Genomic DNA, 15184 nt, shown 5'->3' with positions numbered 1-15184 from the left:
TTATGTCATCATTCAATATTAAAAACCATAAAAATGATTTACTCTTTGTGCCGCTCGGTGGAGCTAACGAAATAGGGATGAACGTTAACCTTTATCATTATAAAGGTAAATGGTTGATGATTGATTGCGGTAGCGGATTTGCCGATGATTATTTACCCGGCGTTGATATGGTAATTGCTGATATTAGCTTTATTGAAAAACATAAAAAAGATTTAGTGGGTCTTATACTTACGCATGCTCATGAAGATCATTTAGGGGGCGTACAATATTTATGGAATAGCCTGAAATGCCCAATATATGCCACTAAATTTACGGCAAATTTCTTAAGGCTGCGTTTAGCCGAATATGATTTTGCTAAAAATATCAAGATTCATGAAGTAGACGCCGGTGCAAAAATTAATATAGAGCCGTTTTCTCTTGAAATGGTGCCGTTAACACATTCAGCACCGGAAATGCAAGCTATTATGATCCGTACCGAAATGGGGAATGTGCTTCATACGGGAGATTGGAAATTTGATAACGATCCGATATTAGGGGTGAAAGCCGATGAAGAGCTTTTGACTAGGTATGGCGATGAGGGAGTTTTAGCTCTAGTATGCGATTCAACTAACGTATTTAACGAAGGGAGTTCCGGTTCGGAAGGGGAAGTACGTAAAAGTCTGATAGATATAATAGCCGGTTGCCCTAAATTAGTGGTGGTTTCAACTTTTGCTTCAAATCTTGCACGATTAGATACTTTAATACATGCAGGGCAGTTAGCAGGCAGAAAAGTTGTTTTAACCGGCAGAAGCTTACATAGAATGATGAGTGCAGCACAAGAAAGCGGCTATTTTCAAGATATCGAGCCGTTAATCAATGAGAGAGACATAAGTAGATTTAAAAAAGAGGAATTATTAGTAATTGCTACCGGCTGTCAGGGCGAGCCGATGGCAGCAACCGCTAAAATGGCAAGTAATTCTCATCAATCAATAAAATTAGCTCCAAAAGATACCGTTATTTTTTCTTCAAAAATTATCCCCGGTAATGAAAAGAAAATATTTAGGATGTTTAATATATTTGTTAAAGCCGGTATTGAAGTGATTACCGAGCGTGACCATTTTGTGCATGTATCGGGTCACCCGGCTGTTGACGAGCTTAAAAAAATGTATTCTTTAATTAGACCTAACGTTTGTGTACCTGTTCACGGTGAACCTGTGCATATCCACGAACATGTTAAACTTGCTAAGAAAAATGGCATAAAACACGCAGTAGAAGTAGAAAACGGCAGTGTAGTATTGCTTGAGCTAAATAATTCACGAGTAATTGCTAAGGTTAATAGCGGCTATTTAGCTGTTGACGGCAATTATCTATTACCGGTAGAGTCTTCAATTTTTAAGGCTCGTAGGCGTATGCGTGAGTCCGGCATAGTAATAGCTACGGTTGTAATAAATAATAAAGGTGAATTAGTAGCAAATCCTGTATTATCGATGCCCGGGCTGCTTGATTCAAAAGAAGACATAAAATTAATTAATTTAATCAAAAACGATATTGTTAAACTTATTGAAATTCAAAATAAGCAAGTAAAAAGAATTTTATCAACTGAACAAATTGAAGAAGCTATAAAATCGACTATCCGCAAAACTTTAAAACACGAAGTCAATAAATCTCCGGTAACTAAAGTAAATATTGAAAAAATTATTGAATAGTTGTTTCTTATAAATCAGAGTTTATTAGACATGATTATAACATGTTTAAATCAAAATATTTATTACATTTTAAAGGGATATTATGAGTGAAGTATGTTTAATCGATAAGGTCTGTGTTCCATGTCAAGGAGGTGTGCCTCCTTTAAATGATAAGGAAATAAACACATTTTTATCTCAACTTGAAAAGGATTGGCTAATTAATGAAGTTGGGCATTTATATAGAAAATATATATTTAGTAATTTTATGGAGGCTATGGATTTTGCTAATAAAATAGCCAACCTTGCTGAAAAGGAAGCCCATCATCCGGATTTAACCGTATCGTACGGCATGTGTAAGGTAGAAATATGGACTCATAAAATCAATGGTCTTTACGGAAAGTGATTTTATATTAGCCGCCAAAATTGAAGCCATTGACGGTAGTAAATAGCGTCGTTACCTGGCTCGAAAATTAATAAAAAGCGGCGTTGTTGCATGGGTCAAAAAAAGTGCCGTATGTCATTCCCGCGAAAGCGGGAATCCAGAAAAAACCTTAATAAAAAGACTGGATACCGTGGTCAAGCCACGGTAGACATTGAAGCCATTTTTCGATCCACGCAACAATGCCTCCTCGCATATCGTAATATATTTAACTAAAATATTTACGCTCTTTAATCATATTGCTGTCTTCAGTAGTATTTTCTTCACCCTTTGAGCGTTTTTTATTGACCTCACGCTGATCATTCTCTGAATTTTCTTTGAAATTATTTTTTGGTTTTATATCAGCTTTTACCGATTGCTTTAAACCTTCAGCATTTTTTATAGTTAATTTTGCTTTACCTTTATTATCAAAGCCGATAAGTTTAACTTTCACTATATCACCGTATTTTAAAACACTAGCTACCGACTCAATTCTTTCTTCGGAAATTTCGCTAATATGCACGAAGCCGTCTTTGCTGCCGAGATAGTTAATAAATGCACCGGAATCTAACACTTTCACCACGGTGCCGTCAAATATTTCGCCGATTTCAGGTTCAATAGCAATTGATTTGACTTTGTCCATGGCAATTTTTAATTTTTCCTTATCTGAGGCATAAATAGAAACTGTACCGTCATCGCTGATATCGATTTTAGCACCGCTAGTTTCACAAATTTCTTTTATTACTTTGCCGCCGGTACCTATAACTTCTCTAATTTTATCTTTATCGATTTTTATACTTTGAGTACAAGGTGCATGTCGGCTAATTTCCAAATTAGGTGAATTAATTACTTTATTCATTTGCTCAAGGATATGCAAACGACCGTTTTTTGCTTGTTCAAGTGCTTCCTTCATTATTTCAAAAGTTACGCCGGATATTTTTATATCCATTTGCAACGCCGTTATTCCTTCACTACTACCGGCTACCTTAAAATCCATATCGCCTAAATAATCTTCATCGCCTAGTATATCCGATAATACGGCAAATTTACTACCTTCTTTAACAAGCCCCATTGCAATACCGGCAATAGGTGATTTTATAGGAACACCGGCATACATTAAAGCAAGCGAAGTACCGCAAACCGTCGCCATTGAAGAAGAGCCGTTAGATTCGGTAGTTTCGGCAACTATCCTGATTGAATAAGGAAATTGTGCTTTAGTCGGTAAGACGGAATTAATAGCACGCCATGCGAGTTTACCGTGTCCGACCTCACGACGCCCCGGTGCTCTCATCGGTGTTGCTTGCCCGACGCAATAAGGCGGGAAAATATAATTAAGCATAAAACGCTCTTTATACTCACCTTCTAAACTATCAACGATTTGTTCATCTTGAGTAGTGCCGAGTGTTGCGGTCACTAAACTTTGTGTTTCGCCTCTAGTAAATAAAGCTGACCCGTGAGTCCTCGGCAATATTCCTACTTCACAAGCAATTTGTCTGATATCGGTAGATTTACGTCCGTCAATTCGATGGTTATTTTGTAGAATATCACTGCGTAATATGTCAGCTTCAACTTTTTTAAGAGCTGACTCAATTTGATAATTATTATAAGTTTTATTAGCCATATCCTCGGCAAAATGCTCAAGAACTTTGGCAGGAATAGCATCTAAGGCGGTACTAAGTTCCTGTTTTGAAGTTATGGTAAAAGCTTCCTTTATTTCTTTCCCTACCATTTGCTCAATTTGTTCTTTTAAATGTGCGGGGTATAAATCCTGCATTTGTAATTTCGGTTTACCTGCTTCTTTTGCGAGTTCTTTAATTATTTGAATTACCGGCTGAAATGCGTCATATCCGAACTTTACGCCTGCAAGCATTTGATCTTCGGATAATAAATTAGCTTCTGACTCAACCATCATTACGGAAGTTTCAGTACCTGCAACGATTAATTCTAATTGACTAGATTTTAAGGCTTCAAATGACGGGTTTAAGACAAATTCGCCGTTGATAAAACCGACTTTACTAGCGGCAATAATTTCCGTATATGGAGCAGGGGATAGTGCTAGTGCTGCTGAAGCCCCAATAACCGCAAGAATATCGGTAGTACATTCCGGATCGTACGAAAGGACAGTACAAACTACTTGCGTTTCATTAACAAAAGCCGGATGAAATAGCGGTCTAATCGGTCTGTCGATTAAGCGAGATATTAAAACTTCTTTATCGGATGCTTTACCTTCACGTTTAAAAAATCCACCCGGTATTTTACCCGCTGCACCTGCCATTTCTCTATAATGGGTAGTTAACGGGAAAAAACCTATACCTTCTTTTGCTTCTTTAGCACTTACTGCCGTACATAATAACACGGAATTACCCATTTTTACCATTACCGCACCGTCTGCTTGCCTAGCAATTTTACCGGTACTGATCTCAAGGGTTTTCCCACCCCATTCTACTGTTTTCATTATTTCATTAAACATTTTCATCTCATAATTATAATTGTTTTTTTGTTATCCGTATGTCATTCCCGCGAAAGCGGGAATCCAGAGAATATTTAAGCGAATTATATAGTAAATTTTTATATAATTTTGCTTATTTTAAGTGTTTTTTCTGGATTCCCGCTTTTAGCTAGAATGACATACAGCACTTTTTTAGAGCCACACAGCAACGCCATACCTTCGCAGGAATGACACCGCAAGGCATTCTACCTTGAAATCTCTAACGTGTCTTTCTAATTCCGAGCTTACCTATTAGCTCTAAATAATTACTTACACTTTTTTTCTTAATATAATTTAGTAATCTGCGACGACGGCCGACTAAAATTAACAACCCTCTTCTGGTGGTAAAATCTTTAAGATTAACCTTACAATGTTCAGTTAAGTTGTTGATTCTCTCGGTTAAAATAGCACATTGTACTTCGCTAGACCCCGTATCGGCTTCCGTAAGGGCATATTCTTTAATTAATTGTTGTTTACGCTCAGCTGTAATCGACATCGATAAATCTCCTTATTTTATTAAATTAAACACACGCATAGAATTAAAGCAATTCTTGTTTAAGCTACCGATAGCAAGCAAAACACCTTCATAACGAACCCATAAAAGAGTAACATCATTTTCATAATTAAAATAACATTGCTGTCCGTATTTAATTTGTTGTGCTTGCACTGAATTAGCATCAAGAACCAGGATGTCGTCCAGTATTGCCTCAATTCTTATACTCTTTTCCTCAAGAAACTCTTTTGTTATCTCTTGCTTTGATTCTTCAGGTTTTGACATTATAATAGCATTTTCCATTTTAAATGCCCCAACCTGAGTACGGCGTAATTCTATCACAAATGCTAAACTTTGCAAGGATAATGCCATATCTTCTGCTAAAGTCCTTATATAAGTACCTTTTGAGCATTCGACGCAGTAAGTAGCAATCGCTTTTTTTTCATCGAAATTAATACATTTTAGGTTGTAAATCGTTATATTTCGTGCTTTTAATTCTGTAGCTAATCCTTGTCTTGCAAGTTTATAAGATCTAACACCGTTAACTTTAATAGCCGAAAAAGCCGGCGGAGTTTGTGAGATTATACCGGTAAATTTAGAACAAACGCTGAAAACTTCTTCTTTAGAAGGAATATAACTAGTGGTATTTATTATTTTACCGCTGTAATCACCGCTATCAGTTTGTACGCCGAATTGCAAAGTGAAAATATAAGTTTTTTTAGCATCGATTAGTATTTGCATTAATTTTGTCGCTTCACCTATGGCTAAAGGTAAAACGCCTTCCGCCTCTACGTCCAAAGTTCCTGCATGACCGATTTTTACCTTACCAAGTAGCTGTTTAATCATCGCAACGGCTTTTGCCGAGCTTATACCTTTGGGTTTATAGATATTTAGCCAATAACTGTTCATATTTGATATTATTCCCGCCTTTATAGGGCATTGTTGCATGGCTTGAGAAAAGTGCTGTATGTCATTCCCGCGAAAGCGGGAATCCAGAAAAAACACTTAAAATAAGCAAAATTATATAAAAATTTACTATATAATTCGCTTAAATATTCTCTGGATTCCCGCTTTCGCGGGAATGACATCAAAAAGCAGGCATTGCTTGCCGCCTCGCAATGACGATGTTTTGATAATTTACACTTGACTTAAATAAGAAAAATCTTTAATATAGGGCTCTAACCAAGCAACATGTAGGTTAGGCTGAAAGATGGCAATTATCCCAGACATTTCGAAAAATTCTTCTTCATTGTTAAAAACTAATCTAGATAAATCTACTACTAAAATCAACAAATTTTTAGACTATATTTGGCCCATAGAGCGTGTTGAGCTTTCTAAGTTCTTAGCTATAACCCTATTAATGTTCTGCATTTTATTTATTCAAAATTTAATCAGAGCTTTAAAGGATAGTATCGTTAATACTATGATCGGCGTAGAGACTATTTCTTTCCTTAAATTTTGGGGAGTGATGCCGGCCGCCTTTTTAGTCACGGCTATTTACGTTAAGCTTGTCAATCATATGAAAGGTGAAAATATCTTTTACCTTATTATGTCGATTTTTTTAGCATTCTTTGCACTTTTTGCTTTTGCTATTTTTCCGAATTATGAGATGTTGCATCTAAATGCCGATACTGCTCAATCATTAATTCAATCTTTTCCTAATCTTAAATGGTTTATCCTGCTTTTATCAAATTGGAGCTTTTCCTTATTTTATATTATCGCTGAATTATGGCCAAATGTAGTTTTTGCCTTACTTTTCTGGCAATTCGTTAATAACGTTACTACGGTCGAAGAGTCAAAAAGATTCTATCCGTTATTCGGTTTGCTTGGTCAAACAGGGCTTTATCTAGCAGGACAGTTTTTAACAAACCTCGAATATATAAATAAATATGTTACCGATAAATTTGCTTTGCAAGCATCTTATAACACTATTTCAATCCAAGTTATATTAACTATAGTTTTAATTTTAGGCTTCTTGGCTATTAAAACTTTTTGGTTACTTAATCATAAAATATTAGATAAAGAACATATTGCATTATTACGCTTTAAGGTCAAGAAGCAATCAATGACAATTGTTGAGAGTTTCAAAATGATTTTATCGTCAAGGCATATAAGATTAATTGCCACTCTACTTATTTGCTACGGGTTAGCGATAAATCTAGTCGAAGGTCCTTGGAAAGCTACAGCAACAAAGATTTATAAGACTCCCACCGAATATGCCGCTTTTATCGGTAGCTATTTAAGCTATACCGGCATACTAACCCTTATATTTGTTATTTTAGGTTCAAATATCGTTAGAAAACTAGGTTGGTTTACGGCGGCTATTATCACGCCGCTAATGGTTTTTATAACGGGTTTATTATTTTTTGCCGTCAATAATTTTGAAGGATTCGCAGCAATAATAGTAGTAAGTTTCGTCTTTGCCGATCCGACTTTAATTGCCGTAACAATCGGTGCTATTCAAAACGTGCTTAGTAAATCTAGTAAATATACCTTATTCGATTCGACAAAAGAAATGTCTTATGTGCCTCTTGATAACGAATTAAAGATAAAAGGTAAAGCCGCCGCCGACGTAGTAGGTACAAAACTCGGTAAGTCCGCTGGTGCATTTTTACAATCAATAGTTTTTATTATTTTGCCTTCTGCAAGTTATCAGTCGATTTCTCTGTGTTTAATGATAATATTTATTATTACTTGCTCAATATGGATTTGGGCAACAAAAGAATTAAATAAAGAGTATAATGCGGCAATAGAAAATAGTGGGCAAAAAAATTGTCATTATTAAGTTTTAACGGTGTTGTTGTGTGGGTCGATAAAAGTAACAGTATGTCATTCTAGCTAAAAGCGGGAATCCAGAAAAAACACTTAAAATAAGCAAAATTATATAAAAATTTACTATGTAATTCGCTTAAATATTCTCTGGATTCCCGCTTTCGCGGGAATGACACCAAAAATTCGAGCCATGCAACAATGCTATTTTTAACTTGAAATAATTGAATTTAAAACTTACTGTTAAATAAGTTTAATTATTTCAATAATTAAGGAGATGATATGAGTAACGAAACCGATACAGAGATAGCAGCACAAACTACTCCGGAAGCAGGAGATAGTATTTTTCAGTCGCAGAAGTCGCAGACGATATCCACTCCGGAGCTTAATGCTTTATCTGCTTCAGTAAGTAGTAAAGAAGCAGTTGATCCGATTACTAAGGCTATTAGGGAAGAAATTCTGCAAAAACAAAGAGATGTTTTAAGAGATTATTTTTTAAAGCCTGAAAATTTAGCAAAGTTGGATGAAAAAATTAAAGAAGATTTAGCTAAACAATTAGAAAACGATGAAAAATTTAGAGAATTTTTAAGTAATTTAGAGAAAGAGAAAGATGAAGAAAAAAGAAAATTACTAAATGCTGCTTTGAATACCGCTTTAAATGATCCGGCAACTAAGGAAAAGTTTGAAGCCGTCGAAATAGCCGGCTATAAAAAAGTTCATACAGATTTTAAAGATAGTTTTAAAACAATAGCATGGGACGGTCCTACAGGAGAAGACGCTAATAAAAATACTACCCAATCCCAAAAAATTACCAATGATGTTGATGGCGAAATTTGTACTTTAACTGAAACGACACATGCAACTAAACCAATATCCGTAACAAAATCAGACGGAACAGAGGTAAAAGTTAATTCCTACCGGACAATAGATTTTCCGGTAAAATTAAACGGGGCTCCCGGTAATATGCACTTATCGATAGTAGCGTTGGATGAAAACGGCAATAGACCTCCTATAGATAAAGCAGTATATTTTACCGCTCATTATGAAGAAGGACCTAACGGTAAACCGCTGCTTAAAGAAATTAGCTCGCCGATGCCTATAAAATTTATAGGTGATGGTAAAGATGCCATAGGATATGTTGAGCATGGCGGGAAAATTTACACGATGCCGGTAACACGCGGCAAATATGAAGAAATGATGCAAGAAGTTGTTGCAAATAAAGGGCATGGTGTCGATTTATCACAAACTGTGCAAGAAATAGCTAACGATAAAGTTATGAATATGAGCCAAGAGCAGGGTGATAAAAGCATAGTAGACGGCTATAAAGCTATATCTGAAAAATATGCTGATTTGCAGAAAAATCCTGAAGGTAAATTGCCGGAAGAATTATCAAAAGAAGAATTGAAAGATAAAAAAGCATTTATTAAAGACCTATCCAATAACAATAACTCATTAAGCGATAAAGATAAAGTAGTAATATTAGAAGAGTTAATAAAGTATGAAACTAATCGTGGCGAAAAAGTTATCGGTGATGGTAAAATAGCTATCAATGAAACACTTGAAATGTTAAATACTGAAAAAGGAATACTTAAAGAAAGGATTGTAGAACAAGATAAAGCTAAGCTAACTAAAGAAAAAGAAACAGTTGAACATTTTTCAGAGTTGCCGTCTCATGGTCTGACTGCGGAAGAAATGCAAAAAGAAGCTTCAGAAAATAAAGAAAAAGAAACAGCTAAACTTTTTTCAGAGTTGCCGTTTCATGATCGTGAAGAATTGGATGCTAAATTGAAGACAGTTAGCACTCCTTATTATACATCTGATTCTAAAAATCTACAACAAGTGGAGGCACAAACAGCTCAACCTATTCAACAAAATAAAGGAAGTGAAGTTGTAGAGTCTACTGTAGCTCTTAATCCTATAGAAAATAAAGCCGAAATTGAACAAGTTTCACCGCCGTCACCGCCACCAATACCTCCTAGACCTGACAAGCCTTTAGAGTCAGAAGGAAAGGCTGAACATGATGATAAACAAGCTCCTATACAGAGTGAAACAAAGTCTGAACTAGCTGTACCAACTCAAATTTCTTCTTCTCATCCTGTTGAATCTTTATCTTCTAAAATTTCTCAGCCATTGGATGCTAAAGCGGAGACAGTTAGCTCTCATACATCTGATTCTAAAAATCTACAACAGGTAGAGGAGCAAGCAGCTCAACTAATGGCAAATTTAGGAGGCAGTAGTTCAAGCAGATCAACAGAGGGAGAATCGACAAAACAAAAACTTCATGCAGCTGCAAAAGCTGTTATAGATGAAGCGGAAAAGCTCGTTGATCAAATGCCCGACTCTAAAGTCAAAGCTGACAATATAAAAAATATTCTTTCTAGCTCTGCTCCTATATATCCAAAAGAAGATCAAAAAAAACAAATAATCGATGAATATAATAAGCAAAATACTATCGATGAAAAGAAGTATTTTATTGAAGATAAAATAGTCAGCAATAAAGATTTATCTAAAGAAGAACGTTTAGGTATAATAGATAAGTTAATAATACTAGAAGTAAACGAAAGATATAGTAAAGTAGAAAATGCTGAAGTAACTACAGCAAGGAATCCAACAGCAGGACAGGTAAAAACCCCTACAGAGCAAACAGAACTTCAAAAAGTACAAAATCAGCAAGGCGAAAAAGCTATAAGGCAAACGCAAGTAGAAACTGTTAACACTCCAAATAATGTTGGAATAATAACCGGATTAAATGAAGCAAAAATAAAAATCAATAGTGAGGATCAATCTTTAAGTAAATCAGCAATTACTAAACAAGGACATATACGCTAAGTATGTCATTCCTACGAGGCATTGTTGCGTGGTTCTAAAAAAGTGCTATATGTCATTCCCGTGCAGGCGGGAATCCAGAAAAAACATGCAACAACGCCGCCTCGCCATGACGATTCTGATAGCCATGCAACAATAAAGCTATTGACTATTCCGATATAGGTGTCGAAATGTTATTGACTATTCCGATATTTGGTTATAGAATAGTTGTAAATTTATATGACTATATTATTGATAAATCTTGCTTTGATAGTACCGGCTATTACTTTTTTGTCTCAATTTATTTAAAGGATACATCTTAAAGGTACGGCAAGAAATTTATCAGAAAAAGTGATTATTTCATTACCGGTATAAAGTATAATACCATGCATAATTCGTGGTGCTAGTGCTTCAGATAAATCTTTAAGCCCCATAAAATGTCGGCTCTGAATAGTTTCTGTGGCTTTACACTCTAAACCACAAAATATATCGCCTTTATATAGCAGAAAATCAACCTCTTTTCCTAAATGTGTGCGATAAAATGCTTGCTCTACGCCCGTAGTTAAGGTTAATAATTTCCTAAGTTCTGCCCATAACCATGTTTCGAATATTGCCCCATAATAAGGGCTTTTTAACAACAAATTAGGAGTTGCTATACCGTTTAAATATGAAGCATAGCCTGAATCATTTATATAAATTTTAGAAGTTTTAATTAATCTTTTACGTGTATTGCTAAACCAAGGCGTTAATTGATTTACCTGAAAAGTTGTTTCTAGAATCTCTAAATATCTTGATATTGTTCTTTGATCTAACCCTATTTCAATACTTAAATTCTTTTGATTTAATAAATTACCGCTTTGTAAACCAATCAGGCGAAAAAGTTTAGCAAAAGAAACAACGTCTAAAAATTTATTTATATTTCTTACATCTCGTTCAATATAGGCTGATTGATAAGAAGAAAACCAACGTTCACGAAATCTTTCTTGCTTTTTTAAGACAATTTCCGGAAATCCACCATAGAAAATATATTCATTTAAAAATTGATTATTTATTTCCGGTTTATATTCTAATTCTTTAGCCCATTTGTCTTTTAATTCAGGAATAGTTAACCCTGAAAAAATATCTAATATAAAGGAAGAAGGTTTATTTTGATTTAAAATTTCTCCTAGGCTTAACCCTTCAAGATGTATTACGTCAATGCGTCCTGCCAAGCTTTCGGACACTCCTGGGTAAGAAAAAATATTAGCCGATCCGGTTAAAAGGAAACGACCGGGTCTTTTATCTTCATCAATTGATTTTTTTATAGCTTTTAAAAGATCGGGAGCTCTTTGAATTTCATCAATCGCAAGAGGATAATTTGCATTTTTTATAAATCCATGAGGGTCGCCGGTAGCCGCTTCTAATTGAGAAATATCATCTAAAGTAATATATGATTTAAAAATTCCTTCATCATATAACTGCTTTACTACTGTAGACTTCCCCACTTGCCTAGCTCCAATAATAAGAACCGCAGAGAAATCTTTTAAAGATTGTTTTACAAACGATATTATGTGTCTATTAATCATGTTGTAAATAATAACATACAAATGCTATTATTTACAACTATAATTTTTACTTTAAATAATATAGTATGCTGTGGTTCGAAGTGAGGTGTGTTCTTTAAGTTGTTGCAAACAGAGAATTAAGTTTATTATAAATAATGAAAAACTTTAAAAATATTATTTTGCTAATTTATGTATTGATTTATTCTAAGATAAATAATAAAACTATAGAAATCTAATAAATAAAAAATTATAGGCTTTTTATGATAGCACAAAAAAGTTACAATTGATAATTGAGAAAATCTGGATTCCTGCTTTCGCAGGAATGACATCAAAAATTCGAGCCATGCAACAACGCCTATGCTCACGTATGAGAATACAATGAAGAAAAAAACTAGACTGATTAAGTTTATCTAATGTATACTGACTAAATTTAATCAGTGAGTGTTATACGCAACTTGATCCTAGATTTAAAATTAGGTTTATAGAAAAATGAAATTCGAAATATATCTTGCTTCTTGGAATTCAGATTATTTAAATGCTTTACAAACTTGCCCGATTACTAAACAAACAGTAATCAATATAGCTTTTGGAAGCTTCAACTTTAATGCCCAGGATACTATTAACGGTATAACTACTATTACTGATGACCAGATAAAATTTATTATATCTTATGCCCGTAATAAAGGTGCTAAAGTTAAATTAGCTTTAGGAGGAGGAACAAGTCCCTATTTCTTAAGTAAATCTAATTTATGGAATGATATAGATAATATGTCTAAGGCCATTACTCGTATTTTGATTAAATATACTTTAGACGGATGCGATCTAGATATTGAGGAACCTAATAAGGATGGATTACAACAAAAAACCTTTTCTTTAATAAAATCTTTAAGAGCACTAAACCCTGACAAGATACTAACTCTCACAGTACCCGGACAAGGATGGGATAGCTATTGGAAACCACTATCTATAGAAGCTTATAGTTATCTAGATTATATTAATTTTATGGAATATTATATAACGGTTAGCCCAAATATTACTTTTGATGAACAAATCAAAGCCGATATTAAGGATTATTATATTAGCCAGTGGAATATACCAAGCAATAAAATTTGCTTAGGTATTATGCCGGGAAAAAGCACTACCGAAAATATTTTAACATTAGATATGGCTAATTCTTTATCATCATGGGCGGCTAATGAGTCTTTAGCAGGAGTTATGCTTTGGAATATGAATAGAGATTATAGCGGTATAGATACACAACCATCGTTTTCCTATATAAATACCGTATTAAAAAATATCAATAAATAGTAGGTGCTAAATAATGATAGAAACATTATCTAAAATTCTTGCAGTAATTTTAAAAATAAAAGACTTAATAGAAGTATTAAATCAATCTCAAGGAGCTATAAATAATAATATTTATAATGAATATATAGTAGATCTGGTTGACCTTATAAAACAAGCTAAAAAACATCTAATGTTATATCAAGGTACAGATAAGATATTAAAATCTTTGGATAATATCATTATTAAAATTCAAAACGGTAATAATAGTTTATCAAAAATAATTACCGATTTACAAGTAATCGGTAACGAGATAAGTAGCATTTTTACTGAAGAAAAAGAAGCAGTAAATACAATTCTTAATTTAATTAAAACTATCAAAACCTTATTTCTTGATCTACCTAAACTATAGCTCCTATTCTTAAAATACATGCACTTGCGGATGTTGTTGTATGGATACCAAAACCGTCATGGCAAGGCACCTCTAGCATTGTCGCATGGATCGAGAAAAGCACTATATGTCATTCCCGCGAAGGCGGGAATCCAGAGAATATTTAAGCGAATTATATAGTAAATTTCTATATAATTTTGCTTATTTTAAGTGCTTTTTCTGGATTCCTGCCTTCGCGGGAATGACACCAAAATTCGATCCATGCAACAACGCTGCGTAGGTGCAGGAATAACATCAGAGATGTATTTTACAAATTAAATTAGTTTTCATATTGTGCGTATTTTTTTTACTCTAACTATATTTTTTATGTTATCTGCATTTTCAAATACAAATTTCCAAAAAGATAATCTTAAATTTATTGAATTATTAAAAGATAAATCAATTACGGTTGTTGCTCCGGCTTCCGGTGCCGATAATACTGAATTATCCATTTTAAAAAATATTAGTTCATTAAAATTAAATATGCCTGTTGGATGTGTTGACACTACAAAAAGACCGTTTCATTCTAACAGCGACGAATTAAGATTTGATTTTTTAAAAAATGCATTATTTAATGACTCAAATCATGTAGTGTGGGCATTACGAGGCGGGTACGGCTCGGCAAAACTAATTCCGTATTTACAAAAATTAGCAAAACCGGCTAAAGAAAAATTTTTTATAGGCTATAGCGATATAACTGCACTGCATATTTTCCTTGCTCAAGAATGGAATTGGAAACCCATTCACGGCAGCGTTATAACTGAAATATTAAAGCCCGAGAAAGATCGTAATAATTTCACGAAAATAGCCAAAATAATTTCCGGCAAACTCAAGCAAGTTACGATTAGCGGCTTATCGGCAATTAATTCTATAGCAAAATCAAGCAAAATCAGTTCCGGTAAGCTTACCGGCGGTAATTTAACTATGGTGCAGACAAGCATCGGTACAAACTGGCAAATAAAAACCGCTAATAAAATTCTTTTTTTGGAAGATGTCAATATAAAACCTTACCAACTAGATAGGACTTTACTACACCTACAACAAGCGGGGTTATTAAAAGACGTAAAAGCAATAATATTCGGTAGTTTCGCTCCTGAAGATAAAGATATTACGGCAGTACTTAATAATTTTGCCACTAGTTTAACTATTCCGGTATTTAAGACTAACAGATTTGGGCATGGCAAAATTAACGATCCGATTATTTACAATACGGCGAGTAAAATCATTTCTACCGATGACGGTAATTTTAAGTTAATAATGGATATTTGATAAGTATGGTGTCATACCGT

At 34.1% G+C, this 15184-nt stretch carries 10 protein-coding genes and 1 pseudogene; 7 read left to right on the top strand and 4 right to left on the bottom strand.

What is annotated here, in order from left to right:
- Positions 1–2 precede the first annotated feature (2 nt).
- Together AAGD48_RS03275 and AAGD48_RS03270 are read left to right on the top strand one after the other, a co-directional pair.
- A complete protein-coding gene (locus tag AAGD48_RS03275) occupies positions 3–1685 on the top strand; it encodes a ribonuclease J (protein ID WP_341790433.1) in 1683 nt (560 codons plus the stop codon).
- 82 nt (positions 1686–1767) lie between these two features.
- Positions 1768–2113, top strand: a pseudogene (locus AAGD48_RS03270) (4a-hydroxytetrahydrobiopterin dehydratase).
- Positions 2114–2311: 198 nt separating this feature from the next.
- On the opposite strand, the gene pnp reads toward AAGD48_RS03270, so the two are convergent.
- From pnp to truB, 3 genes are all read right to left on the bottom strand, one after another.
- Positions 2312–4552 (bottom strand): polyribonucleotide nucleotidyltransferase, encoded by a 2241-nt coding sequence (pnp, locus tag AAGD48_RS03265; RefSeq protein WP_341790432.1) that lies wholly within the window; start codon positions 4550–4552, stop codon positions 2312–2314.
- A 238-nt stretch (positions 4553–4790) separates the two neighbouring features.
- The gene (rpsO, locus tag AAGD48_RS03260) at positions 4791–5066 is read right to left on the bottom strand and encodes a 30S ribosomal protein S15 (protein WP_341790431.1); all 276 of its coding nucleotides are present in this window, start codon (positions 5064–5066) and stop codon (positions 4791–4793) included.
- 12 nt (positions 5067–5078) lie between these two features.
- A complete protein-coding gene (truB, locus tag AAGD48_RS03255; RefSeq protein ID WP_341790430.1) occupies positions 5079–5972 on the bottom strand; it encodes a tRNA pseudouridine(55) synthase TruB in 894 nt (297 codons plus the stop codon).
- A 301-nt stretch (positions 5973–6273) separates the two neighbouring features.
- Between truB and AAGD48_RS03250 the strand changes: the two genes are divergently transcribed.
- Positions 6274–7848, top strand: coding sequence for an Npt1/Npt2 family nucleotide transporter (locus AAGD48_RS03250; RefSeq protein ID WP_341790429.1), 1575 nt, complete (start codon positions 6274–6276; stop codon positions 7846–7848).
- A gap of 266 nt (positions 7849–8114) precedes the next feature.
- Positions 8115–10661, top strand: coding sequence for a Sca4 family spreading effector (locus AAGD48_RS03245; protein ID WP_341790428.1), 2547 nt, complete (start codon positions 8115–8117; stop codon positions 10659–10661).
- A 281-nt stretch (positions 10662–10942) separates the two neighbouring features.
- Here AAGD48_RS03245 and AAGD48_RS03240 read toward each other — a convergent pair whose 3' ends face one another.
- Positions 10943–12223 (bottom strand): ATP-binding protein, encoded by a 1281-nt coding sequence (locus AAGD48_RS03240; protein ID WP_341790427.1) that lies wholly within the window; start codon positions 12221–12223, stop codon positions 10943–10945.
- A 447-nt stretch (positions 12224–12670) separates the two neighbouring features.
- On the opposite strand from AAGD48_RS03240, the gene AAGD48_RS03235 reads away from it, so the two are divergent.
- The 3 genes from AAGD48_RS03235 to AAGD48_RS03225 all read left to right on the top strand — a co-directional run bounded on the left by AAGD48_RS03235 (position 12671) and on the right by AAGD48_RS03225 (position 15164).
- Positions 12671–13489, top strand: a complete 819-nt coding sequence (locus AAGD48_RS03235) for a glycosyl hydrolase family 18 protein (protein ID WP_341790426.1) — start codon at positions 12671–12673, stop codon at positions 13487–13489.
- A 13-nt stretch (positions 13490–13502) separates the two neighbouring features.
- A complete protein-coding gene (locus AAGD48_RS03230; RefSeq protein WP_341790425.1) occupies positions 13503–13877 on the top strand; it encodes a hypothetical protein in 375 nt (124 codons plus the stop codon).
- 345 nt (positions 13878–14222) lie between these two features.
- Positions 14223–15164 carry an LD-carboxypeptidase gene (locus AAGD48_RS03225; protein ID WP_341790424.1) on the top strand — a complete coding sequence of 314 codons (942 nt, stop codon included), beginning with the start codon at positions 14223–14225 and terminating at the stop codon, positions 15162–15164.
- Positions 15165–15184: the final 20 nt, after the last annotated feature.

It is taken from the genome of Rickettsia endosymbiont of Polydrusus tereticollis (assembly GCF_964026385.1).
GTDB lineage: Bacteria > Pseudomonadota > Alphaproteobacteria > Rickettsiales > Rickettsiaceae > Rickettsia.
Note: the sequence above shows the minus strand (reverse complement) of the source record. Positions and strands in the feature narration are given on the sequence as shown.

Bases quoted from the DNA above. Each gene is read 5' to 3' on its own strand.
- AAGD48_RS03275 (WP_341790433.1), top strand. From the start codon at position 3: ATGTCATCATTCAATATTAAAAACCATAAAAATGATTTACTCTTTGTG.
- pnp (WP_341790432.1), bottom strand. From the start codon at position 4,552: ATGTTTAATGAAATAATGAAAACAGTAGAATGGGGTGGGAAAACCCTT.
- rpsO (WP_341790431.1), bottom strand. From the start codon at position 5,066: ATGTCGATTACAGCTGAGCGTAAACAACAATTAATTAAAGAATATGCC.
- truB (WP_341790430.1), bottom strand. From the start codon at position 5,972: ATGAACAGTTATTGGCTAAATATCTATAAACCCAAAGGTATAAGCTCG.
- AAGD48_RS03250 (WP_341790429.1), top strand. From the start codon at position 6,274: ATGGCAATTATCCCAGACATTTCGAAAAATTCTTCTTCATTGTTAAAA.
- AAGD48_RS03245 (WP_341790428.1), top strand. From the start codon at position 8,115: ATGAGTAACGAAACCGATACAGAGATAGCAGCACAAACTACTCCGGAA.
- AAGD48_RS03235 (WP_341790426.1), top strand. From the start codon at position 12,671: ATGAAATTCGAAATATATCTTGCTTCTTGGAATTCAGATTATTTAAAT.
- AAGD48_RS03230 (WP_341790425.1), top strand. From the start codon at position 13,503: ATGATAGAAACATTATCTAAAATTCTTGCAGTAATTTTAAAAATAAAA.
- AAGD48_RS03225 (WP_341790424.1), top strand. From the start codon at position 14,223: ATGTTATCTGCATTTTCAAATACAAATTTCCAAAAAGATAATCTTAAA.